Source organism: Aestuariispira insulae, from assembly GCF_003385955.1.
GTDB lineage: Bacteria > Pseudomonadota > Alphaproteobacteria > UBA8366 > Aestuariispiraceae > Aestuariispira > Aestuariispira insulae.
Genome location: NZ_QRDW01000001.1, coordinates 303,043 through 328,776 on the forward strand (window position 1 = coordinate 303,043; position 25,734 = coordinate 328,776).

Genomic DNA, 25,734 nt, shown 5'->3' on the forward strand with positions numbered 1-25,734 from the left:
TCTGGAGATGACCCATCCTCCCTCACCACTTGCAGTCACCATGGGGGAACCGGCAGGAATCGGAGGGGAGCTGACGCTTCGAGCCTGGCAGGATAGAGAAATGGCCGGTTTGCCGCAATTTTTCTGCCTGGATTGCCCGGATCGCCTGCGCAGCCTTGCCAATACCCTTAGATGGACGGTTCCAATCGCTGAGATTTCAGCCCCTGGCGAGGCCGCGGCCTTGTTCGACAAGGCTCTGCCAGTCCTGCCTTTATCTCTCCCCGAAACGGTCGAGCCTGGCATTTTGAATGTGGCGAACGCGGCCAAAGTGCTTTCCTCCATAGAAATGGCAGTGGATTTTGTCATCAAGGGCGATGCCTCGGCCGTGGTGACCAATCCGATCCATAAATCAGTGCTGTATGAAGCCGGCTTCCGTCATCCCGGCCACACCGAGTTCCTCGCCGAATTGGCCGGTGCCGCCCACCGTTCAGTGATGATGTTGGCCTGTGATCAATTACGGGTGGTCCCGATCACGGTTCATGTTTCCTTGCGCCGTGCCACGGAAATCCTGACCCGGGATCTCATATTGGAAACCGCACGCATCACTCATGCCGGACTGAAACAGGATTTCGGCATTCCCCAACCACGGCTGGCCTTTGCCGGGCTCAATCCTCATGCTGGTGAAGATGGCAGTATGGGAGATGAGGAATTAAAGATCATTGGCCCGGCAATGGAAGAGTTGCGCTCCGAGGGCATTGAGTGCATCGGCCCGCTCTCAGCCGACACCATGTTCCATGAAGAAGCCCGCGCGCAATATGACGTCGCCTTGTGCATGTATCATGACCAGGCGCTAATACCGATCAAGACCCTGGATTTCCACGGCGGGACGAATATAACGATCGGCTTGCCCTTTATCCGGACATCGCCGGACCACGGCACCGCCCTGGGCCTCGCCGGCAGTGGGAATGCCAATCCCACCAGTTTTTTCAATGCCTTGAAGCAAGCTGCCAGCATGGCGGCACAGCGCAACGGGAAATAACCATGTCGGATTCTGTTGCAAACCTTCCTCCGCTGCGTGAAATCATCGCCGAACATGGGTTGAACGCCCAAAAAAAGCTGGGGCAAAATTTCCTGCTGGACCTAAATCTAACCTGCAAGATTGCCCGCCGCGCAGGCGATATCCGCCATGGTACAGTCATCGAGGTCGGTCCCGGTCCCGGCGGTCTGACGAGGGCTTTGCTGATGGAAGGTGCAGCAAATGTTGTTGCCATCGAAAAAGACCCCCGCTGCCGTCCCATTCTTGATCAAATCAGTGCTGCTTCCGGCGGCAGGCTCACCATGTTTGAGGGCGATGCACTGACCGTGGACGTCACCAAACTTGGAGACGCCCCCAGACGTATCGTCGCCAACCTTCCCTATAATGTGGCGACCCCGTTACTCGTTGGCTGGCTCAAACAGGCATCCGAAATCACATCCATGACCTTGATGTTCCAAAAAGAAGTGGCGGAAAGGATCGTCGCGGTGCCAGGTGATAGTGCTTATTCAAGGCTCGCCGTCCTGGCCAACTGGCGCTGTGACACTAAGATGGAAATGGTTCTACCGCCTCGCGCCTTCACGCCGCCGCCGAAGGTGGAATCCGCTGTCGTGACCCTACGACCGTTGGAAACACCACGATTTGATTGCATGCTTGAAGATTTGGAAGCGGTAACAGCCGCGGCTTTTGGTCAGCGCCGCAAGATGCTGCGCCGATCCCTGAAGGGCCTGGGTGTCGATACAGATGCTTTGATCGATGCGGCTGGCATCACAGCCACCGATCGAGCAGAAAATCTCTCTGTTGAAGAATTTGCCACCATCGCCAAGCTGTATCGGGAAATGCGCAAAGACCAATCCTGACCGTCTCGGAGAAATACTCTCTCGCTTAGTCTTCTTCGACCCAAATGAAACCGATATTTTCACCAACGGTAGCCAGCTCTTCCAACTTCCGTTTCAAACGGGCATTGATCACCACACCCTCACCGATCAGTACCTGGCCGGTGGAGGTATAAATCGGTTCCGAGACAATGCTGCCGATTGGCACATCCGAGCGCGGATAACGCCGTCCCTTTTTCACACTTTCATCATCCTTGATGACCTTGCCGGTAACCGGTTTGTCCTCTTTGTTTCCGGTTTTCAACCTAAGCGCGGAACCAATATCCACCGACAGATAATCATCCGCCGGCTTAATCGTCCGCATCTCTTCCGACAAAGCATGGATCCGGTTAGCCAGGGATGCTTTTGAAACCGGCTTGGCAAGAAAGGAATCCGCATCCAAAGCCATGGCGGCACTCACCAGTTCCCGGTCCGTGTTTCCGGTCAGCATTATGACAGGAATATCTCGCTCGCATTCGATCGCGCCGGTCCGGACCATTTTCAGCACCTGGAGGCCGTTCATCTTGGGCATATTGATGTCGAGCAAGATCAGTGACACCTCGTTATTGAAATCATTTTCAAGGAGTTGCACACATTCACGACCATCGGCCGCCCGCAGGATTAATTCTGCTCCGATTTCCTTGACCTGGCGCACAATGATCGATTGAGAAAACATCTCATCATCGGCTACGACAACTTTACCTTTAATAATCTTAGACATTCACCACCTTCATTTGCTGTCTTCAGCCATCTGACGGATCTGCGCCAATGTACCTTCCGCATCATTTTGAGCATCCTGCCACAAGGCATCAAGTCTTTCTTCTCCCAAATCCGGCGCTCCTTTCTCAATCTGTTCAAGGATTTCCGCCAGTCGTGACGCACCGGCATTCCGACAGGCTCCTTTGGCCGCATGGGCTGCATCCCTTATGGCTTCACGATCTCGGGCACTCAAAGCTTCTGACAATGTATTCATTAATCCCGGCAGCAATTCCGCAAAATATTCAAGGATGGACACCAGTTCCGCCTCATCCTCCAAGCCCAAAATCTCGGAAAGAACAGCCAGATCAACAAAACCTCCTTTACCATCAGGAAGGGTCTCTGCGCGCTCCTGCGATGATGGCTTTTCAGTGTCCGGGGTCGGCCGCTGTAACCAGATGCCCAAATTTTCTGACAATTTTTGTAATTTCAATGGCTTGGACAAATACACATCCAGGCCCGCCGTCAAACAGCGTTCTTCTTCTTCCGCCATGGCATTGGCGGTAAGCGCCAGCATCGGCATTCGCGCCGTACCTGTTTCTTTTTCTTGGGCGCGGATCTGACGGGCCAGCTCATAGCCGTCCATCTGTGGCATGCGGATATCCGTCAATATCAAGCCATAACGGGTCTCGCCCACCTTTTCCAAAGCATCGACGCCATTCACAGCCGTATCAAACGCATATCCCAGATGGGTCAGCTGTTTGCCGATCACCAGCCGGTTAACCTCGTTATCATCGACCAGCAGTATCAGCCCGCCTTGCCGAATGGCTTCTTCACGGGTCGGCGGCTCCACTTTCGGCGTTTCCACCTGCCGGGTCTCCGTCACCAGCACCCGGCCCGCCACTTCGGCCACGGAATTCAAAATTTTCTGACGCCGGATCGGCTTCATCAACCGGACAGCGAAACGTTCATCCTTGATCCGCTGTGTGACTGCTTCCCGACTGCTGGGCACCGTGATGATCACCCGGTCCCGGCTCACCTGTCCCGCCTCTGACAGCCTGACTGCGATCTCACAGCCGTCCGGTCCATGATTCTCATAATCGATCACTGCAACGTCAAACGGCCCCTGGCCGTCGAGATCCCGGACCAGGCCGTCAATATCCTCACCGGCGCCCCCCCCGACAACAGCCGCACCCGCTGCTTCCATCTGGCCAGCCAGAACCAGTTGGGCTTTTTCATGCTGCTGGATCAACAGCACCTTCAACCCTTCCAGGATTGGATCACTTATTCGGGCTGGCTCCTCGCTGCCGTCCAAAGGCACATCAAACCAGAAGGTTGCCCCTTCCCCCTCCCGGCTGACAACACCGATCTGGCCTCCCATCAGTTCCACCAGAGCCCGGCAGATAGAAAGCCCAAGCCCACTGCCGCCAAATTCGCGGGCAGTTGAAGATTCCGCCTGAATAAAGGGCTGGAACAAATGTTTCTGTTTTTTCTCCGTGATCCCGATTCCCTGATCAATCACTTCAAACCGCAATCGGTCGGCGTCTCCCTCATCATTGCCGGATAGCCGAGATAGTCGCGTGATGATGATACCTTTGGCCGTGAATTTCACCGCGTTGGAAACAAGGTTCAATATCACCTGTCGGAGACGCACCGGATCGCCTGTGATCTGGCGCGGCACATCCGTAGCGATGAAGGCCACCAGTTCAACGCCTTTTTCACGGGCCTTGCCGGCCATGATATCCAGCGCCCCTTCCACCACATTTTCCGGATCGGTGGCAATGGATTCAAGCTCCAGCTTTCCGGCTTCAATCTTGGAGAAGTCGAGAATATCATCAATGATCGTGAGCAGGGACTTGGCCGAATCAGAAATAATATCAAGGGCTTCCTGTTGTTCATCATCCAGTTCCATCAACTGCATCAGGCCGATCATGCCCAGCATGCCATTCATGGGGGTGCGGATCTCATGGCTCATGGTCGACAGGAAACTTGATTTCTGATTGGTGGCGTTTTCCGCTTCTTCCTTCGCTTCGCTGAGCGCTTGCTCCACCTCCTTGCGCACGGTGATATCATTCATGCCGATCAGGACGATATCCTCATCCTCCATATGCAACAGCTGGATCGAAATCAGCACCCACATGGATTCGCCATAAACAGATGTGAAATTCAATTCCAGATCATCGACAAAACCACCGGACTTAACCTTCTCCATCAATTGCAGGGCATTTTCATCACCAAAAAACTGCCCCAGGAAGGTTTCCGACCCCTCCAGGTCGTCCTGTGACAGGAACAGCTCGGAGGCACGCTTGTTGAGCTGCAAGACCTGACGGTTCTCCACCCGCACCGACATCATAGGCATGGGGGCTGCCTCAAAGAACCGCTTCAGGGTATTTTCCGCGGCTTTTTGCTGGGTGATATCCGAAATATAGATCAGCGCCATTAGCTGGCCGTTGACCAGAACCTGGCGACCGTTCAGCAGGCAATCGATCTGTTCGTCATAAACCGTGATTAACTGGGCTTCAAACTCCCCCACATAACCGTGCGATTTAATCCGGTCGAGAACATGCCTAGCCGGTTTACTGCCGATATATTCCCGCAACCGAACGGTCTTGGTTGAGAGGGTTGCGCTGGGGTCGAACAGTTCCATCGCCCGGTTATTCAACCGTTTCACCTGGCCATCCAGACGGGATGCCAGCAACATGGGCATCGGCGCGCTATCAAAGAAATCTTCGTAGGCGGTGCCATCCTGGCCTTCCTGAACGGTAAGCGCCATCATGACTCTGGTTCCGCTCCTGCCTTCAAACGGCGTCGCGCTGACCTTAGCCCGGCATTGACCATGGTCATTGCGCCGCCAGAGCGTATCGATGTCATGCTGGCTGCCCGATGCCACCACTTTTTGCAGCAATTGCAGTGGATCGCCACCGACCAGGAGCTGTTGCAACATCAGTCCGTTACCCGGTGAAAAATCAGCGATTTTAAGCAGATGCAATAAATCACCGCTCATGGAGAGGATTGCACCATTGAGCGGGTCGCAAACCAGTGTTGGCATCGGTGCACTGTCGAGAATCTCGCTCAATGCAGCGCTGACACCGGCATCCCCTTTATCTTGCGGGAGAAAACAGATCGCAACGCAGGCAATATCATGAAAAGACAGGGCACGCGCCGTCAGAAGGGATTGATGGCTGTCATCTTTTCCATCGATCAACCCAGCGCGAAACTGAGACAGACTGCCATCATGATCGATGATCCCGATCAGGCTGTTCCAGTCATCCGGATTCAGATAATCCTCAATCCGGTCAGGTTTGCTGCGGGAACCGGACAGGCTAAAATATACCTTGGCCGCATCATTGGCCCTAAGGATCCGTCCGTCCGCCCGGGAGACAATCAGCTGAGGCTGGTCAGATTGGGTGAATATCTCCTGAAACGCCTGAGCTGTCTTATCCTTGCCTGGCTGCTCGTCAAACCAGAGCAGAAGGCTATCTTTTCCAATCCCGTTTCCCTTTGTCGCCGTCAATCGGCACCGGAATTCACGGCCTTTGACAGAGCGCATGGGAATGACAATCTCGCTCTGCCCCTTCGCCCCCGCGAATCCCTTGAGCAAAACCGTCATTTGCTCCGGCTTGACCAAAATTTCAGCCAGAGACAATTTGACCTGATCCGAGGAGATGGCAAAGAGGTGACGGGCCGGGCTGTTCAACCGCTCCAGCACGCCCGATGCGGAAACAAGGCACGCCGCATGGGGGGTTACGTCCAACAGGTCATGAAGAGAATCCATTCACACCTACAGTCACAGTCTTGACCACCGACAAAAGCGGCGGCTCCTGCCTCACCCCTTGGTAACTATGCCCCAAATCCTATTCGAATATCAATGATTTACACTTGGCCCAAATTCATTGCGTCATAGCCGATACTCCCGCTCATTCATCCATCATGGTAGTATCAGAATACGGAAATCGACTATATGGAGTAGACAAATGACCATAGAAGAGGCCTCTAGCGGCAGCGAGGGTGAAGAAGCCCGGAAAAAGGAAAAGGCCTGGGAACATGCCCTACGGCGGGATGCGATGTATGACGGTGCGGTCAAGGCATTGCTGACCCTCAACGGCGGTGGAACCGTCACCCTGCTGGCTTTTCTGCAGGCAATCTGGGTCAAACAATCGATGACCGGTTTATCGGCCTGGGTTGTGATTGGAATGGCCTTCATGGCCGCCGGTGCCGCGTTTGCGGGCATCATCCCCTATCTGAGATACCATACGTCCATGAAATATCAGAATGAGGGAATAACCGCAGGCCGTTGTTGGACAAAATGCTGCCAAAGGGTGACAGAAATCTCGTTTGGCATGTTCGTTGTCGGTATTGGCACCGTCATAGCAGGTGCCTTTTCCAACCTTCCGGACTAGATATTACTGGCCGTCGCGCAAATGTTTGACAAATTCGCCCAGCCCAAGCTGGCGGCTGCGACGCAGACGTTCGGACGTCAGGATCGAGCGCACCTGATGCACACTCTCATTGACGTCATTGTTGACGATCACCCAGTCATATTCCGGATAATGGCTCATTTCATCGGCCGCTTTGGCCATGCGTTTCGCGACCACATCCGCCGGGTCCTGCGCACGCCGTTTCAACCGTTCTTCCAATTCCTTGGTCGAAGGTGGCAGGATGAAGATACGCACCAGATCATCCTTGGCCTCTTCCGCCAATTGCTGGGTGCCCTGCCAGTCAATGTCAAACAGAACATCCCGGCCGCCGGCCAGGGCATCCATCACCGGCTTGCGCGGGGTGCCGTAATAATTGTCGAAAACCTTGGCATGTTCCAGCATCTCGCCCCGGTTCACCATCAGGTTAAATTCTGAGGTATCGACAAAATGATAGTCCAGCCCGGCCACTTCACCCGGGCGTTTGGGCCGGGTGGTGGCGGAAACGGAAAGCGTGATATTGGGATCGGTCGCCAGGATTTCCCGGGCTATCGTGGATTTGCCAGCACCTGACGGCGACGACAAAACCAGCATCAGCCCCCGGCGTTTGATGTTGAACGGATCCACTTTATCACCCGACATAATCTTCTTCCTGCTTATAACTCACTGGCCCTCACAAGGGGCAATTATTCAATATTGGCAATCTGCTCGCGCAGCTGATCAATGCTGGATTTCAGCGCCAGGCCGATCCGGGTCAGTTCCAGATCCGCAGATTTCGAACAAAGCGTATTGGCTTCCCGGTTAAATTCCTGGCACAGAAATTCAAGTTTCCGGCCAATTGCACCGCCCTTACCAAGATGGCTGCGGGCCGCTTGTACGTGGCCTTTTAGCCGGTCCAGTTCTTCCCGGACATCCGCCTTCACCGCCAAAAGGGCCGCTTCTTGCGCCAGTTTTTCCTCCGGCAGTGCCGGACTTGCCTCTAACAGCAGGGCAACTTGGTTCTTGATGCGATTCTTAAGCGCTTCCGGCTGGGTCACCGCCAGCTTTTCGGCCTCATTCACCAGGGCTTCAATTTCATCAAGCCGTTCATTCAGGATCTGAGCCGTCTGCGCGCCTTCTTCCAGTCTGGCGGCATGCAACGCCTTCAATGTATGATCCAGGCAGGACAGGATGGCATTGACCCGGGCTTCGTCACTGACCGCATCATCCCGATCATCACTTTGCTCGACCACGCCGCGCACCGCCAAGAGCTGGTCAATCTTGGGCGTATCACCCATTTTGCGGCACAAAGTGGTCAATTGATCGAGAAGCTCATTATTGACCCGCATCGAGGACTGATTTTCGGAAGAGCGCAGAGTCAACCCGATATTAAGCGAACCGCGCTTGAAATAGGATTGGATGGCATGGCGTACCTTGGGATCCAGCCGTTCCCAGCCGGGCGGCATGCGTAGGCGCATATCCAGGCCCTTGCCGTTGACACTGCGCACTTCCCAGGCCCAGCTATACTGGTCATCATGGCCTTCGGATCGGGCAAAGCCGGTCATGCTGGCAATGGTCATATCAGGCCCTCTTGTTAAAACAGTGCTGTCAAACGACTGGTAGAACGCACTATACATACATCAATATCCTGTGTGTTTGTATAACGAAGCCCAATGCGGACAACAACCGGCAATTCACCTGCGAATGGAGTGGCCCCGCCCGTGAAACCACCGAAATCCATCTTGATCACCGGTGCCTCAAGCGGCATCGGGCGCGCACTCGCGCAGGCCTATGCCGCACCCGGCGTCATTTTGTTTCTGTCCGGCCGTAATCTTGAACGATTGCAGGAAACGGTTGCAGACTGTCTGGACAGGGGCGCGGATGTGCACCCAAAGTCGCTGGATGTCACCGATCGTGCCGCCATGGAGGCCTGGATCCGGGAAAGCGATTCGCTTAGCCCCCTTGATCTGGTAATCGCTAATGCCGGTATCTCGGGTGGTGTGGCCGGCAAAGACAAATCGGGGGAAACCGAAGCGCAGGCCCGCCAGATTTTTGATATTAATTTCAATGGTGTGCTGAACAGTATCTATCCGGCAATCGAACTGTACAAACTCCGCCAACGCGGCCAGATCGCCATTGTCAGTTCTCTGGCCGGGTATCGGGGCCTGCCCGGCGCGCCGGCCTATTCTGCCTCCAAGGCTGCGGTGAAAGCCTATGGCGAGGCCTTAAGAGGCGCGCTGAAACGCGATGGCATCGCCGTCAATGTAATCTGCCCCGGTTTTGTAGTATCCCGCATCACCGATGCCAACCGTTTCCCCATGCCCTTCCTGATGAAGGCCGACCGGGCAGCAATCCTGATCAAAAAGGGGCTTAGCGTGAACCGTGCCGTGATCGCCTTCCCCTGGCCGACCCGCTTCGTCAGTTGGATTTTCAGGATTTTGCCGGGCCGCCTGGCGGTGCCGCTGCTCAGCGGCCTGCCCGCCAAGGAGTGAACCTAGTTCCCCTGCTGCTGCTTTTTGAATTTTCGCCAGCGCGCCACATTGCGGTTATGTTCTTTCAATGTGCGGGCAAAAGCATGACCGCCACTGCCGTCCGCCACGAAATAGAGGTCTTTGGTCTGCAACGGGTTCAACACGGCCTTGATGGATGCCAGCCCGGGATTGGCGATAGCGCCGGGCGGCAATCCCGGGATCACATAAGTGTTATAGGGATGGACCAACTTCCAATCCTGGCGGGTAAGCGCGCGGCCAAGCGGCTTCTTGCCGTCGGTCAGCGCATACCGCACGGTCGGATCGGACTGAAGCCGCATCCCCTTATTCAACCGGTTCACAAAAACCGACGCCACATGCGGGCGCTCGGCGGCCAGGCCGGTTTCTTTTTCGACGATTGAGGCCAGGATCACCGCCTCATGCCAGGTTTTGACCGGCAGGCCCGCCTGTCGGCCAGCCCACAAATCCTGCCTGGCCTGATCCATCGCCTTTTGCATGCGGGCCACCAGCCCCATGCGATCGTCATTCAGGGTGAAATGGTAGGTTTCGGGGAGCAGGCTGCCCTCTGCCGGGACAGGCCCCGTCACCTGGCCGGACAAGCCATCCATTTCCTCGATAAGCGCCACCACTTCCAGACTGGTCAGGCCTTCGGGAATGGTGATGGAACGGACCACCACCTCCTGGCGCTGGATCTTATCCAATGCTTCGGCGGGGCTGATCCCCGCTTCAAACCGGTATTCCCCAGCCGCCAATGTCAGATGCTGCTCACGTAAGCGTACCATCCCGGCAAACAGCCAGTCATATTCGATGACCCCCGCCTGCTGCAGGCTTCTGGCAATCTGGCGCACGCCCTGCCCCCGTTTCACCACCACCGTGGTATCCGTGATCAGGGGCCCCGGTTTCACAAATTGTTCCTGCGCCCACATGATTGCGCCGCCGGCAGTGAGCACGGCGGCGACAATCAAAACAGATAAGGCAATCAGGGCTTTTTTCATCCCCGGATCAACTCCTTCAGGAAACCTTCCCCATGACCAGGCTGGCATTGGTGCCGCCAAAGCCGAAGGAATTGGACAACGCGTAATTCACAGAACGTTCCTGAGCCTCATGGGCCACCAAGTTCAAATCACAGCTGTCGGACGGGTTATCCAGGTTCAAGGTCGGCGGCAGAATACCGGTTTCAATGGCCTTGATGCTGAAGATCGCCTCGATGGCACCAGCGGCACCCAACAGATGGCCGACCGCCGATTTGGTGGAAGACATGGCCAGCTTATGGGCATGATCACCAAACAGGCGTTTAACCGCGCCCAGCTCAATCTCGTCGCCCAGCGGGGTCGAGGTGCCATGGGCGTTCACATAATCGATCTTATCCGCGTCAATCTTGGCACTGCGCAGGGCAGCCCGCATGGCGCGGAAACCGCCATTGCCGTCTTCGGCAGGCGCTGTCACATGATGCGCGTCACCGCTCATGCCATAGCCCAGAACCTCGCCATAAATCTTGGCGCCACGGGCTTTGGCATGCTCATATTCTTCCAGGACAACCACACCGGCACCCTCGCCCATGACAAAGCCGTCGCGGTCCTTGTCCCATGGGCGGGACGCTTTTTCCGGTGTATCGTTATAGCCGGTGGACAGTGCACGCGCAGCGGCAAATCCGGCCATGCCAATGCGGCAGACCGCGGCTTCGGCACCACCGGCCACCATGACCTTGGCATCGCCCAGCGCCACCATGCGGGCCGCATCACCAATAGCATGGGTACCGGTTGCACAGGCGGTGACCACGGAATGGTTGGGGCCGCGGAAACCGTATTTAATCGACAGGAAGCCACTGGCCAGGTTGATCAAATTGGCCGGGATGAAAAACGGGCTCAAACGGCGGGGTCCGCGATCCTTCAGGGTCAGCGTGCCTTCCGAAATGCCCGGCAGACCGCCAATGCCGGAACCGATCATGACACCGGTTTCGTCCTGATCCTCTTCCGTTTCCGGCTTCCAGCCGGAATCCTCAACAGCCTGGATACCGGCCGCCATCGCATAAGTGATGAAGGTATCCATCTTCTTCTGGTCCTTCTTATCGACATAATCATCGATATTGAGGGTTCCATCAGAACCATCGCCCCGCGGGACCATACCGGCAATCCGGGCCGGCAGATCGGAGACATCAATATGGGTGATGGGCACAATGCCGGAATGGGCATTGGTCAGACGGTTCCAAACATGGTCAATGCCGTTCCCCAGCGGGGAAACAATGCCAAGACCAGTAACAACGACACGCTTCATGGAAATGATCTTCTCAGCCTGTTGAACGATGGCAATTTGATTATATGATTCACGCATTTTCTGCGGCGTCAGCCAAAACGCGCTCAGAATCATTGGGTATAAAAGCGAAAGGCGCGCGAATCGTCAACCGACCGCGCGCCTTTCACAAAAAAACCGGCAGGATTAGCCCTGGTTCGCTTCGATGAAATCGATAGCGTTCTTCACGGTCTGGATTTTCTCAGCCGCGTCGTCCGGGATTTCACAGCCAAACTCTTCTTCGAAGGCCATGACCAGTTCAACGGTGTCCAGGCTGTCTGCGCCCAGATCGTCAATGAAGCTGGCGGTTTCGGTTACTTTGGCTTCGTCAACACCCAGGTGATCGATAACGATCTTTTTAACGCGATCCGCAACGTCGCTCATTTTCAAAATCCTTTGTCAATTTCTTTGGGCACAATCCCAAGGTTCAGAACTTTTGCTCCGTTTTCGCGCGAAAATTCAGCACGGAACCACGGAGGCGAGGTTTCCTAACATAGTTCACCCCGGCTGGCCAGAGCCAACTAGCATGCTCTCCCAGCCGGTGGCAAGACTATGTATCAGAATTAGATCATGGCCATCCCGCCATTCACATGCAGGGTCTGGCCGGTCATATAGGACGCTTCGTCGGAAGCAAGATAAACGACCGCCCCGGCAATATCATCGACAGACCCCATACGGCCCGCAGGAATAGAGGCGTTCAGCTTCTCATGCTGGGCATCGTCCAATACATCGGTCATGGCCGTGGCGATGAAACCAGGGGCCACGCAATTCACGGTGATACCGCGGCTGGCCACTTCCTGGGCCAGTGATTTGCTCATCCCGATCATGCCAGCCTTGGAGGCGCAATAGTTGGCCTGGCCGGGGTTACCGGTCACACCGACGATGGAGGTGATGCCGATGATTCGCCCGGTTTTGCGTTTCATCATGCCGCGCAAGACCGCCTGGGACAGTTTAAAAGCAGCCTTCAGGTTCACATTGATCACGGTGTCCCAGTCTTCTTCCTTCATGCGCATGGCCAGGCCATCCCGGGTCAGGCCCGCATTATTGACCAGAATATCGATCTGGCCCATAGCCGCCTCGGCATCTTTGATCAGTTGTACGCAGCTATCCATGTCGCTCAGGTTCGCCGGGGTCACGAAAGCGCGCTCACCCAGTTCTGCTTTCAATTTTTCCAGCGGCTCGGTCCGGGTGCCGGACAGGGCGACAGTCGCCCCCCGCGCGTGCAGCGCTTTGGCAATGGCGTTCCCGATATCCCCGGACGCCCCGGTAACAAGCGCGCATTTCCCGCTCAGATCAAACATGTCTATTCCCTTTGTTTCTCTGGATTCTATTATTGGCTTACAGGCTTCCGAGGAAGCTCTCAACGTCGGCGGGGGTATTGACGGCCACACCACTCATGTCACGGTCGATACGACGCACCAGCCCGGACAGCACCTTACCCGTCCCAACCTCAACCAGGGTATCCACATCCTGGGACTTCATATAAAGGACGGATTCACGCCAGCGCACCCGGCCGCATACCTGTTCCACCAGAAGTTCGCGGATCCGTACCGGATCGACAATTTTCTCAGCAACCACATTGGCCACCAGCGGCAGCGAGGGCGCATTGATCTCCGCTTTTGCCAGCGCATCCGCCATCGCATCAGCAGCCGGCTGCATCAGCGCGCAATGAAACGGTGCGGATACCGGCAACAGGACGGCACGTTTGGCCCCCTTTGCCTTCGCCAGTTCAACAGCACGCTCCACCGCCGCCCGGGCACCTGAAATCACCACCTGGCCCGGCGCATTGTCGTTGGCTGCTGTGCAAACTTCGCCCTGAGCCGCCTCGGCGGCAACCGCTTCGGCATCAGCAAGGTCCAGCCCCAACAAAGCCGCCATGGCCCCCTCGCCCACCGGCACGGCCGCCTGCATGCTTTTGCCGCGCAATTTCAAAAGGCGGGCTGCATCGGCCAGGCTGAGGGCACGGGCCGCCGCCAGCGCGGAATATTCACCAAGCGAATGACCTGCAACAAGGCTGGCCATATCGGACAGCGATTTACCGCCCTCTGATTCCAACACACGCGCGGTCGCCAGAGAAACCGCCATCAGGGCGGGCTGCGCATTTTCGGTTAAGGTCAACTCGTCCGCGTCGCCTTCGGTCATCAGACGGAACAGATTCTGTTCCAGCGCCTCATCCACTTCCTGGAACACCTCACGGGCGGTTGCGTATGCTTCGGCCAGTTCCTTGCCCATTCCAATCGCCTGGGACCCCTGTCCGGGAAACACAAAAGCGCGTGCCATATGATTGACCTCTCCGATATTAATCTATGTGTGGATCCGGGATGCAGGATAGCACCTCGGAAAGATTCGTCGAGTTGATAGTCGACCATACCGCTAAGTCAAGGCCGGGCAGCCCTGGGCCAACAGAATGGCATATTCCGTTCATGGCGTGACCGGGATCTCACGGCGGATCATTGTCAGGCCATAAGATCTGTATTTTTCAAAGACTTCATCGGTCCCGCCCGGATTCTCAACCATGGCATAAAACTGGCTGGAGATTTCTTCAGACGGCTGATCGAAAGACAGCGCGGTCACGGTGTAATTGAGATCCCCACTGCGGAACAACGGCAGACGGATCGGCAACACGACGGATTCGCCGCTTTCCAACTCGCCGGTGAAAAGCTGCATGGTTTCCTGTTTATCCCGGAAGCGGGAATTACTCATCTGAGGGATCACGCTGGACCAGATCTGCCGGGTTGCGCCCGACCGATTGGTCAATTCAAATTCCAGACGGCACAATCGGTCCGGGCGGGTCAAACGCAGGTTGTTCTCCCCCTGGACCTTAAGGGTTTCCGCCTTAAGGGAAGTGTTGCGAAACCGCATGCCCGCACAGCTTTTACCATCGGCGGGACGTAGGCCACGAACGCTGAGCGCCAGCGACACAGCCTGCGGCGACCGCTGCAGCTTTTCACGATATGTTTCCGCAAGCCATGGCCAGGCATGATCATTCAGCGCAGCCTCCAAGCGCTCAATCTGCCCTTTTTCCGCCATTTCCTGCCATTGCCGCGGCCCTTCATCCCAAAGGCGATAACCAAAGGCAGCCAACGAAAAGATGAGAATCAATCCAAGTCCCAGCAAAACCCGGTACCGGGTAATACTGCTCGATGGCGAGGTTGTGTCAGCAGGTGGTTCTGTTGCCTTTTCCTCTTCGGAATGATCCACAGAACTTGGCATGGGTGATGTCTGCACCTCTTCCCTATCAGGTGCGGCAGTCTTTTCCGGCACGCCCATCTGCAGGGCATCCAGGGCCTCGGACACATTTTCAATGGCAAACACATCCACATTCGGCGGCAGTTTGCCAATCAACGCCTGATCCAGGTCCGCTTTCGGTAAAAAGATGGTCAAGGGCAGGCCTTCACCGGCCGTTTCCATCATCAACTGGCCGGTATGATCCAGTTTTTCTACCATATGGCCGACCTTCTCCACCCCAAGGTCGCGCGCATTGACAGCACCGGTAACAAAAAGAACCCCGTTGGCCGGTTCCCCTCGCTGCGCCAGGCGCCCCTCTGCCGCCAACGCATGGGCCAGATATACCCCCAGCTGCCAGCTTTCGCCATTGGTGATGGGATCGGAAACATCCAGCCGGTAAACCCTGTGGCCTGTCATCCGTTCGATCACCCCCGTCGGCTTGCGGACAAAGGCATCATAACCGGGGGTAATCGGCAGGGACTGGGTGGTACCGTTCAGGCAGACCACCGACGAAATATCAGGATCTTCCTCTACGAGGCTCTGGATTTCGGAGGGGCCGTTTGTTGTCGCAATATAGATGCGCAGCTTCATCACTGGAGATAGAGCTCCGTTTTCACATCCCTGAGCGCACGGACCAGATCCGACCCTTCTTCCTCTATCAACTGAATTCTGCCATTCACCGGTGCCGGCAGCGGCTGTTTCAGATAGAGCCCCTCCGCATCCTTCAGCACAAGAGCCCCCGGTTCCTGCTGGGTATAATCCCCCAGCTCAAGAATGATATAGAGTTGATTCTGCCCGCTGCGCGATGCTTTGAGGCGCAGGGTAAAGCCTTCGCCCTCACGCTGATCCACCATACCGCTGCTGGCGGCGGCAACACGCGGAAACTGATAAATCGCGGTCCGCGACATCAGGGCATCCAGATCCCGTCGCAAACGCGCGCTTTCTTTCAAGGCCCGGCTGATTTCCGGTGTCATCAGCGCATGCGGATCATTGGCAAAAGCATAAATCTGGGCAAACCCTATTGCGGGGACTGCATCAGAGCGGTGTATTGCCCGGCTGATCTGGTCCATATTGCTGAGTGCGTCAAAAAGGCGCTCTGCGGCCTGTTTTTCTTCAACGGTTTTCCCGTTCCAGGATGTCGTCATGCCGACTCTCCATAAATACGTCTGAACTGGTTCGCAAATAACGGCCGGTCCATTTCATAGATCTTACCCCAGTCCTCGCTGTCTTGCAGCAATTCCAGGATCGATTGGAACCTGCCATTGACCGGGGCCAGACAATCCGCAGCCTGTTCAAACGCCTCTGCGGTTTCCGGTTCATCCAGAAGCTCTTCCTGGAATCCCTGTCGGGAAATGCTATGAAAGGCCTTGCGGGCTTTTCCCATAACGGCAAAATCAATCGTGCTGGTTTCATTGTCCCGTTCCTGGGCGCGCCCGACCACATAAAGCGCCGCCAGCATCAGTTTATCCAGATACCCCGCGACCTTTTCCATGGCCGACAGCCGATCCTGATAATTCTCCACCGCCGCGTTTTCCAAAAGCGACATGAACTCATCCGCCAGCATCTTGTTGCGCAGCGCTTGAGAAATCCGGGCCTGGCCGCGGCCGAACACCTCGGCACGCATATAGGATATCCGCCATCGCCGGACCTCTTCCAGGCGGGGCAATAGGTAGGATAATGTTTCCGTTTCCCGCTTGTTCAGGAATTTGATCCGGTCGAGCGGCGGTTCCATCAGGCGTTCCAGGGGATCCATTGCCTCATCGACGACAAAATCGCTGAGCTGGTGGGCTGAATCCGGATCGATCTCGCCCATTTCCCGATCATTGCCAATCACGCCTGCACGCCCAGCCGCCTGAAGCATCTTGCCATGATCGAGCGACTGAACGAAACGCACAAATCCATCGAACACAGTAGGAAAGGCCGTGAAATTCCCGCTCTCCTCGCCCGGCAGATGGGAATATTCCCGCCAGAAGGCTAGCAAACAGGCGTCATCAATTTCAGAACCGTCAAAGGATGGACCGTACTGTTCCTCGAGGAAAGTTACGATCTGTCGGAATTTCTTCTGGTTTTGCACAGTGGGCAGATGATCTTCCAGGAAACGATAGACCAGGCGCGCCATTTCCTTTGCCCCGTCAGAGACCGCCTTCTGGCTACAATCCGGTGATAGCACAGGCTGGAAAACCTCGGCGCATTCCACATAGCCCAACGCATTTACCAGAAAATCCATCAAAATGGCCAGAAATGGCATACGGCCAAATTTTATCGAAAAATCTTCGGCCCCCGGATAGTGCAATGTGATCCCGTCGGTGCGCACGCTGACATATTCCTGCGCCACACGTCCAGACGACGCTTTGGCGCAGATCACATCGCGGAAATTGGTGGGCGTCGCCGGAATAACTTCCCAGAACAGAGTCTCAAAAGCCCCTTTTCGGTCCATCAAGGCCGCAGCCCGCACCAGATGCAAAAGTTCCAGCATGGGCTTGGCATAGATTCGGCAGGCGATCACGCGCCCCAGTTCCATACATTCTTTTTCCCGGAAACGCGGCCTGCCGTCGAAATCCTGATCCGCGATGGCATGAAAAATCTGTTCCAGCACCGGGCTTTTACCCGCCTGGAGCAGAAAAAATTCAGCAGGAGAATCCGACATAATCACCCAGGTCCGTCTTGTCACCGATAAAACCGGCTAACGCGCTGATCAGCCAACTCTTTAGAACCTGATTATTGCATCAACCAGCCGCGGCGCAAGCCCTGAAAACGCGAATATCCCCGGCCTTGGGTGAAAGCCGGGGATAAGGGGAAGGAAGGTTAAATCTGACAGTTGATCACATGAAACGGGCGCTGCCTTTTGCCTTCAAGCGGTTTTCGGAGCGACTAAGGCTCTGGCGAAAGCGGCTGCGCAACTCCGGTTCCGGATCCTCGCCCATGGCTTCATACCATGCCGGAACAGACGGTTCCTGCATACTTGTCTGCTGGCTTGTGACCGCTTCGCCGACAAGATCCTTACCTTCCAGGATCCGGTCCGCTTCAGCCAGATAGTCGCGCCAGCCCTTTTCCACACCGTCCTCTTCCAGCAGCCAATAGGCGTCCGGATCAACCGGGGCATGCGTCAGCTTTTGTTTCTGTTTGGCATAGTCTCGCGAGGCCTCGGTCGCGGCCAACACAACACGAGAGCGGGTGAAGCGACGCCAATGACGGGTCACATCCGCCACATATTTCCGGGTATAGCCATGGGCGCGGGCACGAGCCCCCTTGCCGCCTTTCAGCGTGCCGCCATTATAATGCGACAGGGCCAGGTCCCAGCGGTTGCCATATTGCCGATAGAGTTTTTCAAGAAACGCGATGCCCAGCTGGATATTTAGCCTCGGGTTCCATAAACGCTTTGGTGCGACACCAAATTCCCCCCGCGCCGTTGCAGGCATAATCTGCATCACACCTCTCGCTCCGGCGTGGCTTTCCACATGGGCCTGAAAATCGGATTCAACCTTGGCTACCGCCAGGGCCAGCGCCGGCGGAACCACTCCGTTTTTCCTGGCTTCTTCAACCACCATCCGCTGGATGGTCTCACGGCTGTACCCCTGATCCTGGCGGGTGGCAAAGCTGCTGCCCGATGTCGCCACAAGAATGCCAAGCGTGGTGGCAAAGACCGTGAAGGATACGAATATTGCAAACAGGAATCGCGATAAGAAAAGCTCAGTCATGCGTTTTGTCATGGTCATTTCCTTCCAAGGGCTTCCATCCACCGGGCATCCAGGGTGGAAACAATCAAATTGTCGCGGTTGAACCGAGACCGGATTTCCAGCGCCTCCACCATGGGCAGACTGGGCGGCATGGCCAGAATCACCCGGCCATCCGGCGGCAGGTCCATTGGATCCAGATCCTTAAGATCCGCATCGAAGAAACTGCCTTCGTGATAGATAACGATGATGTCTTCCGCGGCAGGTTCGGCCTTGCCGCTATTTTCCGATGCGTCGGGTTTGGCGGGGGCCAATTCCACAGACATGACAGCCTGCGCCGCAGCTTTTTCCTGACCGCTGCCAGCGCCCATGGAAACCATGGTCAGCACCATGATGGAGAAAAACCCCATGGCCAGGGCTAATGCGATCTCTGTCATGGCACTGTCGGCCGAATAGCTGTGATGTCCGTGATCCATTCTCTTCACCGCTTGACTTGTCATTAAAACGGCAGGCTTGTCCGCCGGTGAAAAACGCTATGGAAGGGGGAAGCGACTTTTCCCGGGCCCAATCCCAAGAGAATCTGAAAAACCTTTGGACCGATAGGGGGATATGATCCCTGCTGCACATATGATATCATTGAATTTATTCGGGAAATATACTTCTATTGGCCATCAGGTTTTCTTTGAAAAAAGATCGAACCAATCGCGGTTTTGAACCGGCATTTGCAAAAAACCGCCAGGGCCTTTCATTACGGTGACCAGCATAGACAGCGCCGGTGACAACCGCGCAAACAAAATGGAGAACCAGGTTATGATGGTATTCGGGAAAAAACTAAGGCATGGCCTTGCAGCGATTGCGGCGCTGGGCCTGGCTGGAACCGTAATGACCGGCATGGCACATACGGCCGCCGCTCAATCACACAGCACGCGTTTGCCGGTGCTCGTGATGGGGGAGGATTCGGACCCGTCTTCCGTGAAACGATCCAGCGATATCTTCAAGCGCGTTCTTGCCGGTTTGAAAGGCAGCATGCAGCGCTATGGTTTCCGTATGGTCGATGAAGAATTCATGGCCGTGGATCTTGGCTGGAAAAGCACCGACCGTCGGCCAAAAACCGAACTGATCGAAGCGGCAAAACTTGCCAACAATGCCGCCCAAGGCAATCTGCGCAGCCGGGTGATGGTTTTGTTCCGCATTCATGCGACGTCCAAAAACCTCAGCTTTTCCAACAAAGTGACCACCCGCATCGATGGCGAGATCTATGATATCGCCAGCAACAGCTTCATCGACAGTTTTGAATTGGCCCCGGCGGCCTATGCCGCCCCTGCGGACTGCAATTCGATCTGTATTAACGAGGTTGTCGGTGGCAAAGCCCGAGAGATCGCCCAAAACCTGGGGGATATCCTGGCAAAGAAACTGGAATATGTTGCCTATGACCAGCCGGAAGGCATGGCCAATGCCGGTTCCGCCGGAACCGCCCAGGCCGAGAGCCAGATGCTGGTGCCTTACACGGTGACATTGAATTATTTCGACACACGCGAAGCACTCTCAATCATCGGGGTGATGGCTGATGAATTCCCGGGCTATTCCTCCCATGACCTATTGGAAAAGGGCGCAGTGACCCGCAAATATGAATATGTCACCAATGCCAAGGTGAGCAAACTGGAAGAATGGTTGAATATCCTGATGATCGATATGGGCTATGATGTGGACAAACAGATCAACATTGATGTCCAGGCCGGCCGGATCATCATCGACAAGATCGTACCGACCCCGGACCGACCCCGGTCGGATGACGAAACCTCCCGGTTTAACTGACCCGGACGTTCCTTCCCAACCATCACAGAAAGGCCCCTTTATCAAAGGGGCCTTTCTTATTTTGTCAGGAATCTCTCCAACAAGAGGTGCCCTATGTGCCGCTGATCCTTGCCAGCGCACGGCGTCGGAAAAGATCCGCTTCATCCGGGCCGACTAATATCTCTTTCAAATGGGCAGCCATGATCACATAGGATTTGGCTCGTTTCCGGTATTCCGGCGGCACATTGGCCATTTGATCCAGCAGGGTCTCCCCATAGGTGTCCAATTCCTTGTTCAGGTTGCTGACCACTGCGCGGGCCGCACTGCTGACACCAATCCGCTCACCAATACGGACCGTTTCCCGCACTGCCTTGGCCCTTTCTTCCGCCTTACGATATTCAGCCGGATCGATATCAGACCTGAGATCCGCCACTCCGGTGGTGGTGCGGCCAATCTTTTTCCGCCGCATTTTCAGCGACCCCAACACCTGTTCCTTGGCCGATTGCAAAACAACTTTGTCGATGGTGCCGCTGATCCGCTTGCGTGTTTCCAGCAACCGCTGGCCCCACTCCCCTTCGCGTTTGATATTCAAATTATCAGTCACCGCCTTGAAGGAGCCAACATATTCCTGGGCCAGCTTCATCACTTCCTGCGCGCCGCCCGGCCGCCCGGCCACGGCTTCGATCGTGTCGGCGAAGGCTTCCACATTCTGCAACACAACATCGCCAACAAGGGAGAGGTCCGTCATGCTGGCCAGGGTGTCATCGCCTTTGGGGCTAAGCGAACGCACCACCTTCAGGATATCCGCATCCCGCAGGAGACGCCGCATGATTCCGATTACCAGCCAGGATTCATTCCCCGGCTTGGAACCCGCAATCTTATGATAGGCCTCCTTAATCTCACCCACATGATTGCTGTCCAGCTTCATGATCGGTTTCATTGGCAGCCGCAGTTTCAACCGTTCAATTTCGGCCCCGATCCGTAGGAAAGGCAGCATTTCCCGCAGATCATCCAAACGGTTCACGCCACCGATGTCTGCCGCCAGTTTCTTGCCGCTCTCGGCATCTGCATAGGCCTGTTCGACCGGTGCCTCAATCACCTCAACAGCGGTTTCCCAAATTGCAACCTGGGCTTCCCAAATCGCTTCCTTATCCCCACGCTCAGCTACCTTGTCATAGATCGCACAGACCCGGGACATATCCGCGCCACCGGCACGCAACAGCCATTCCCAGACCGGCTGCAATGAAGCCCTGGCAATCAAGGCCTTTTCCTTGACCCGGGGATCCATCGGGGTCAGCAGATCCTCAAACGGGTTACAGAAAATCCGTTGTGGCGTATTGCGCCTTGGCGGTTTGACGAATTGTAATGAAGGTCGCAGCAAGGACATGATCAAATCATGGGGTATGCCGGTATCGCCGGCCTGCCTTGCTTTATCCAGCAAGGTCACCAGTTCTGAGACCCGGTGGGACGGCATCCGGGAAAAAAGTGCCTGAAGCGCTTCTTTTTTTTCAGCTTTCAGCAACAATCCTCACCCCTCTTCAACCGGAAATGCATCCAACATTTCCTGCAAATCCGGATCAATTTCCTCCGGCGCACCGTGCAAAGACAAAGTCGCCCAGTTTTTCTGGTTCTTTCGGTAATTAGCCCATAGCACCATCTGATTGCTGCTCAAGGCTTCCTGTGGCAGCACAGGCAGGTTCTGTATCAGATGTGCCACCAATTCCCTCTGTCGGAAGCGTGGCGCTTCCGCTTCACGCTGCCACTGATCCAGCAAGCGCGGCCAGCCATCAAGAAGCCAGCAGCACCAATGCACCAGATGCCGGATCATCTTGCGGGTCTCAGGCCAATTTTTCAGACTGGCCCGGATATTCTGTTCCGGCATATGCAGTTTCTCAGCGGTTTCCATAGCCAGACGCCCGCTCATGGAAACCGCATCGCTTATCTGGCCAGCCATGGCAGCGGTGCTGGATGATTCCTCACTCGCCCATTCCTGCAACTCCGCTGTGAAAGCAGCAATTGCCTGCAACTGGTCCATAACATAGCCATTGACCTGAGGCTGATCCAAGCCAATCGGCAGGATAACGTCGGACCAATCCCGCAGGGTCGCGACCACATGCTCTCCAATCATGCCGATCTGTCCCTTGGCAACATCCAGGGATTGATGCGCACACGCCATGACATTGGGATCGGAAAGCTGGTCCGCCGTGATTGACCGATCAGAATCCGAGCCAAATTGCTTCAAAGCCCGTTCAATCAAAATGTAATGAATTTCCCGACCTGCTTCCTCTTCCCGGTCGAGTGAATCCTGTGCGGCCAAGGCGCGATCCGGCCCGTCATATCCTTCCGCCTGAACAGAAAGAAGATGACGCCGCAGTTGAGGAGGCTGGATATCGGCTGGGGTTTTCACCAAGTCAAAAAGCGCCCGGTCATGCAAACTGAAGCTGACCATCTCGGGTAGACTGAACCAGGGAAGAATATAGGTTCCCATACTGCCCGACAGCCCCGGCAGCATGGCTTCCCAATTGCCGGAAGCCGTTATCCTAAGACGCGCATATTTGAGTGCCGGCGTGGTAAAAGCGACAGCCACTCCACGCTGCAAAAAGGTTTTTGGGAGCGAGATTTTTGCTTCTTTATTCACAATTTTGCCTGCCCTGCACAAAAAGCCGGCAAACCGACCTTACCACAACACTCATTTTCATTCCCTGTTTCCCGGCTTTTTACCGGAATTTATTCTTATTCCCATCTCTTCAAAAAAATAAGCATTCCTGACAAGCGGGCAAGATAATTCGGCCGCTAACACAGTTCTCCAATCCACCTCCCTCCTGTAGCGCTTTACTCAAAATTAATGAACTCCGTGCACCCTTATTCCATGATGATACGGTCCTACAAATCTCTAAATGCTTGGCTTTTCATGCTGATGCTCTTTTTAACCGGCATTGCCAGCTCCCCCCTGGTGGCCGCAGATTGTAGTAAAAAAATAACAATTGCCTGGAGTGAGTGGGCGCCATATCAGTTTCAAAATGACACCGGAGAACCCGCCGGGATTGATATCGATTTCATCCGGGCGATTCTAGACCAAGCCGGTTGCCAATATGATTTCAGGAAAATGCCCTGGAAACGTGTCCTTGTGGAAGTGAAAGCCGGAAGCGTGGACCTTGCTTTGGGGGCTTCCAAAACGGCCGAGCGTGAGACATTCGCCCGTTTCAGCAACCCCTACCGGAGGGAATATATGGTACTGTTCATGCGCCATAACGATATTCCGTTGCGCCCCTTGAGCAGCCTGAACGAAATCACCCGTCATTCATCGATGAAAATCGGGGTTCTGCGCGGCAGTTGGTATGGCGCTGAATTTGACCGGTTGCAAAAAAACGATGCCGTCTTTCAAAGGCAATTACATCTGAACAGTGACTATATCCTGCTATTCAAATGGCTGGCCATTGGTCGCATGGATGTGGTCGTCAATGATCTATACAACGGCCTCAGCCTAATCCGGTTGTTGGCAAAAGAACAAGTGATTGGGGTACACCCTTTGATCGTGAACGACAATTACGTGCATTTCATGTTGTCGCGTGCTTCCTTGTCGCAAAAGGACCTAGATCTCATCAACGCCACAGATGCTCAATTGCGGCTATCCGGTTTTCAGCAACAGATATTCAGCCGCTACATTCCCGAGAATTATTCCAACTTCTTTCCACAATAAAAATGATGGGACTGGACTCTCAGTAAAACCTGCCTACATTTAGAATGATCATTCCAAACATGACAGGGTGGGGCAATATGATGAAACTTTATGAATTGGCGGGACAGCAGGACAATAACCTGTTCAGTCCTTATTGCTGGCGGATCCGGATGGCGCTGGCTCACAAAGGGCTGGATGCCAGCTATATTCCATGCCGTTTCACCGAAAAGGAATTGATCCGGGAATCAGGTCAGAAATTGGTGCCTGTTCTCCAGGATGGTGAAAAAATCATGCATGATTCCTGGGGCATCGCGCGCTATCTGGAAGAAACCTACCCGGAAAATCCACTCTTTCCCGGTAAGAGTGCCGTGGCACAGACCCTGTTTTTCCGCCATTGGGTGGAAGGCACACTCCAGCCCCTGATTTTACCCGTCATCATCATGGATATCTTTAATCATATCCATGAAAAGGACCGCGACTATTTCCGAATCACCCGGGAAAAACGTTTCGGCATGCCCCTTGAACAGCGCGAGGATAAAAGCCCCGAACAGATAGAACGCCTTGCCACGGCCCTGTCTCCTGTCCGCGCGGTTTTCGCAGATAACGACTTCCTTTGCGGCACACAACCGGGCTTCGCGGATTATATCCTGTTCGGTGCCTTCCAATGGGCCAGAGGGGTTTCCGAAACCAAACTGCTGGACCAGAGCGACCCGGTTTTCCAATGGCGCGACCGCTTACTGCAACTGTTCGATGGCATGCCCTTGAAAACGGCCGGCTATCCCGTTTAACGCTGGAACAAAGGAGAACCAAAATATGTTGGACCTTTATTACTGGACCACGCCAAACGGCCATAAAATAACGATCTTCCTTGAAGAAGCCGGTCTTCCCTATACCATCAAGCCGGTCAATATTGGCACAGGGGAACAGTTTGAACCGGCATTCCTGGCAATCGCCCCCAACAACCGCATACCGGCCCTGGTCGATCATGAACCGCAAGATGGCGACGGGCCGATCAGCCTGTTTGAATCCGGTGCGATCCTTCAATATCTGGCACGCAAAGCGGGTCAGTTTGGTGGCAAAACACTGCGCGAGGAGACAGAGATCACGCAATGGCTGATGTGGCAGATGGGCGGTCTGGGGCCGATGCTTGGCCAAAACCATCATTTCAAGACCTATGCGCCAGAAACAATTCCCTACGCCATTGATCGTTATGTTGGCGAAACCGCAAGGCTTTACGCCGTGCTAAACCGTCGCCTTGCCGACCGGGAATATGTAGCAGGCCCCTACTCCATTGCCGATATGGCCTGTTATCCCTGGATAGTTAACCACAAAGGGCAAGGTCAGGAACTGGCGGATTTTCCGAATTTGAAGACTTGGTTTGAACGGGTCGGCAAGCGAACCGCAGTCAGAAAAGCCTATGACATCGCCAACAACATCAATCAGGTCCCAACCGTGACGGATGACGCGAGGAAGGTTTTGTTCGGCCAGAACGCCAATACCGTAAGGAATTGAAACCAACCACTCTTTGGACACAGCTTCTGATTGCATCGTGAAAATGTGCACTGACGTAAAACTGACGCAAGAATTCAGTGTTAAGGGTTGCG

General features: G+C 55.1%; 24 protein-coding genes. 8 read left to right on the forward strand and 16 right to left on the reverse strand.

Features of this window, described 5'->3' with window-relative positions; translation table 11 throughout:
* Positions 1–7: 7 nt before the first annotated feature.
* Positions 8–1,018 carry a 4-hydroxythreonine-4-phosphate dehydrogenase PdxA gene (pdxA, locus tag DFP90_RS01535; protein WP_115934649.1) on the forward strand — a complete coding sequence of 337 codons (1,011 nt, stop codon included), beginning with the start codon at positions 8–10 and terminating at the stop codon, positions 1,016–1,018.
* 2 nt (positions 1,019–1,020) lie between these two features.
* A complete protein-coding gene (rsmA, locus tag DFP90_RS01540; RefSeq protein WP_115934650.1) occupies positions 1,021–1,872 on the forward strand; it encodes a 16S rRNA (adenine(1518)-N(6)/adenine(1519)-N(6))-dimethyltransferase RsmA in 852 nt (283 codons plus the stop codon).
* A gap of 25 nt (positions 1,873–1,897) precedes the next feature.
* Here the strand turns inward: rsmA and DFP90_RS01545 are convergent, their stop codons facing one another.
* Together DFP90_RS01545 and DFP90_RS01550 are read right to left on the reverse strand one after the other, a co-directional pair.
* Positions 1,898–2,608: a response regulator gene (locus tag DFP90_RS01545; protein ID WP_115934651.1), complete on the reverse strand. Its 711-nt coding sequence runs from the start codon at positions 2,606–2,608 to the stop codon at positions 1,898–1,900.
* A gap of 9 nt (positions 2,609–2,617) precedes the next feature.
* Entirely contained in the window at positions 2,618–6,358 is a 3,741-nt protein-coding gene (locus DFP90_RS01550; protein ID WP_115934652.1) for a hybrid sensor histidine kinase/response regulator, read from the reverse strand.
* A 199-nt stretch (positions 6,359–6,557) separates the two neighbouring features.
* Between DFP90_RS01550 and DFP90_RS01555 the strand changes: the two genes are divergently transcribed.
* Entirely contained in the window at positions 6,558–6,983 is a 426-nt protein-coding gene (locus tag DFP90_RS01555; protein ID WP_115934653.1) for a hypothetical protein, read from the forward strand.
* Between the two features lie 3 nt (positions 6,984–6,986).
* Here the strand turns inward: DFP90_RS01555 and gmk are convergent, their stop codons facing one another.
* Entirely contained in the window at positions 6,987–7,640 is a 654-nt protein-coding gene (gmk, locus tag DFP90_RS01560; protein ID WP_115934654.1) for a guanylate kinase, read from the reverse strand.
* Positions 7,641–7,684: 44 nt separating this feature from the next.
* The gene (locus DFP90_RS01565) at positions 7,685–8,557 is read right to left on the reverse strand and encodes a YicC/YloC family endoribonuclease (RefSeq protein WP_115934655.1); all 873 of its coding nucleotides are present in this window, start codon (positions 8,555–8,557) and stop codon (positions 7,685–7,687) included.
* 141 nt (positions 8,558–8,698) lie between these two features.
* On the opposite strand from DFP90_RS01565, the gene DFP90_RS01570 reads away from it, so the two are divergent.
* Positions 8,699–9,469 carry an SDR family NAD(P)-dependent oxidoreductase gene (locus tag DFP90_RS01570; protein WP_115934656.1) on the forward strand — a complete coding sequence of 257 codons (771 nt, stop codon included), beginning with the start codon at positions 8,699–8,701 and terminating at the stop codon, positions 9,467–9,469.
* Positions 9,470–9,471: 2 nt separating this feature from the next.
* Here the strand turns inward: DFP90_RS01570 and mltG are convergent, their stop codons facing one another.
* From mltG to DFP90_RS01620, 10 genes are all read right to left on the reverse strand, one after another.
* Complete coding sequence (gene mltG / locus DFP90_RS01575; protein WP_115934657.1) at positions 9,472–10,461, reverse strand: endolytic transglycosylase MltG; 990 nt, start codon at positions 10,459–10,461, stop codon at positions 9,472–9,474.
* A gap of 16 nt (positions 10,462–10,477) precedes the next feature.
* Positions 10,478–11,740 (reverse strand): beta-ketoacyl-ACP synthase II, encoded by a 1,263-nt coding sequence (gene fabF, locus DFP90_RS01580; protein ID WP_115935480.1) that lies wholly within the window; start codon positions 11,738–11,740, stop codon positions 10,478–10,480.
* A gap of 162 nt (positions 11,741–11,902) precedes the next feature.
* Positions 11,903–12,139, reverse strand: coding sequence for an acyl carrier protein (locus DFP90_RS01585; RefSeq protein ID WP_115934658.1), 237 nt, complete (start codon positions 12,137–12,139; stop codon positions 11,903–11,905).
* A gap of 179 nt (positions 12,140–12,318) precedes the next feature.
* The gene (gene fabG, locus DFP90_RS01590; protein ID WP_115934659.1) at positions 12,319–13,056 is read right to left on the reverse strand and encodes a 3-oxoacyl-[acyl-carrier-protein] reductase; all 738 of its coding nucleotides are present in this window, start codon (positions 13,054–13,056) and stop codon (positions 12,319–12,321) included.
* Positions 13,057–13,093: 37 nt separating this feature from the next.
* The gene (gene fabD / locus DFP90_RS01595; protein WP_115934660.1) at positions 13,094–14,035 is read right to left on the reverse strand and encodes an ACP S-malonyltransferase; all 942 of its coding nucleotides are present in this window, start codon (positions 14,033–14,035) and stop codon (positions 13,094–13,096) included.
* Between the two features lie 141 nt (positions 14,036–14,176).
* The gene (locus DFP90_RS01600) at positions 14,177–15,577 is read right to left on the reverse strand and encodes a hypothetical protein (protein WP_147300902.1); all 1,401 of its coding nucleotides are present in this window, start codon (positions 15,575–15,577) and stop codon (positions 14,177–14,179) included.
* Positions 15,574–16,128: a hypothetical protein gene (locus tag DFP90_RS01605; RefSeq protein WP_115934662.1), complete on the reverse strand. Its 555-nt coding sequence runs from the start codon at positions 16,126–16,128 to the stop codon at positions 15,574–15,576. The genes DFP90_RS01600 and DFP90_RS01605 overlap by 4 nt, the downstream gene beginning before the upstream one ends.
* On the reverse strand, positions 16,125–17,630 hold the full coding sequence (locus tag DFP90_RS01610) for a hypothetical protein (RefSeq protein WP_115934663.1): 1,506 nt from the start codon (positions 17,628–17,630) through the stop codon (positions 16,125–16,127). Before DFP90_RS01610 ends, DFP90_RS01605 begins: the two co-directional genes overlap by 4 nt.
* A 175-nt stretch (positions 17,631–17,805) precedes the next feature.
* Complete coding sequence (locus DFP90_RS01615) at positions 17,806–18,693, reverse strand: lytic transglycosylase domain-containing protein (protein ID WP_181905131.1); 888 nt, start codon at positions 18,691–18,693, stop codon at positions 17,806–17,808.
* A gap of 2 nt (positions 18,694–18,695) precedes the next feature.
* Complete coding sequence (locus DFP90_RS01620; RefSeq protein WP_115934665.1) at positions 18,696–19,133, reverse strand: hypothetical protein; 438 nt, start codon at positions 19,131–19,133, stop codon at positions 18,696–18,698.
* Between the two features lie 334 nt (positions 19,134–19,467).
* On the opposite strand from DFP90_RS01620, the gene DFP90_RS01625 reads away from it, so the two are divergent.
* A complete protein-coding gene (locus DFP90_RS01625) occupies positions 19,468–20,472 on the forward strand; it encodes a hypothetical protein (RefSeq protein WP_147300903.1) in 1,005 nt (334 codons plus the stop codon).
* Positions 20,473–20,563: 91 nt separating this feature from the next.
* On the opposite strand, the gene DFP90_RS01630 is transcribed toward DFP90_RS01625, so the two are convergent.
* On the reverse strand, positions 20,564–21,973 hold the full coding sequence (locus DFP90_RS01630; RefSeq protein WP_147300904.1) for a hypothetical protein: 1,410 nt from the start codon (positions 21,971–21,973) through the stop codon (positions 20,564–20,566).
* A 6-nt stretch (positions 21,974–21,979) separates the two neighbouring features.
* On the reverse strand, positions 21,980–23,038 hold the full coding sequence (locus DFP90_RS01635) for a hypothetical protein (protein ID WP_218044547.1): 1,059 nt from the start codon (positions 23,036–23,038) through the stop codon (positions 21,980–21,982).
* Between the two features lie 330 nt (positions 23,039–23,368).
* On the opposite strand from DFP90_RS01635, the gene DFP90_RS01645 reads away from it, so the two are divergent.
* From DFP90_RS01645 to DFP90_RS01655, 3 genes are all read left to right on the forward strand, one after another.
* A complete protein-coding gene (locus tag DFP90_RS01645; protein WP_245956981.1) occupies positions 23,369–24,151 on the forward strand; it encodes a substrate-binding periplasmic protein in 783 nt (260 codons plus the stop codon).
* 77 nt (positions 24,152–24,228) lie between these two features.
* Positions 24,229–24,918 (forward strand): glutathione S-transferase N-terminal domain-containing protein, encoded by a 690-nt coding sequence (locus DFP90_RS01650; protein ID WP_115934671.1) that lies wholly within the window; start codon positions 24,229–24,231, stop codon positions 24,916–24,918.
* 25 nt (positions 24,919–24,943) lie between these two features.
* Positions 24,944–25,642 (forward strand): glutathione S-transferase N-terminal domain-containing protein, encoded by a 699-nt coding sequence (locus DFP90_RS01655; RefSeq protein WP_115934672.1) that lies wholly within the window; start codon positions 24,944–24,946, stop codon positions 25,640–25,642.
* Positions 25,643–25,734 lie beyond the last annotated feature (92 nt).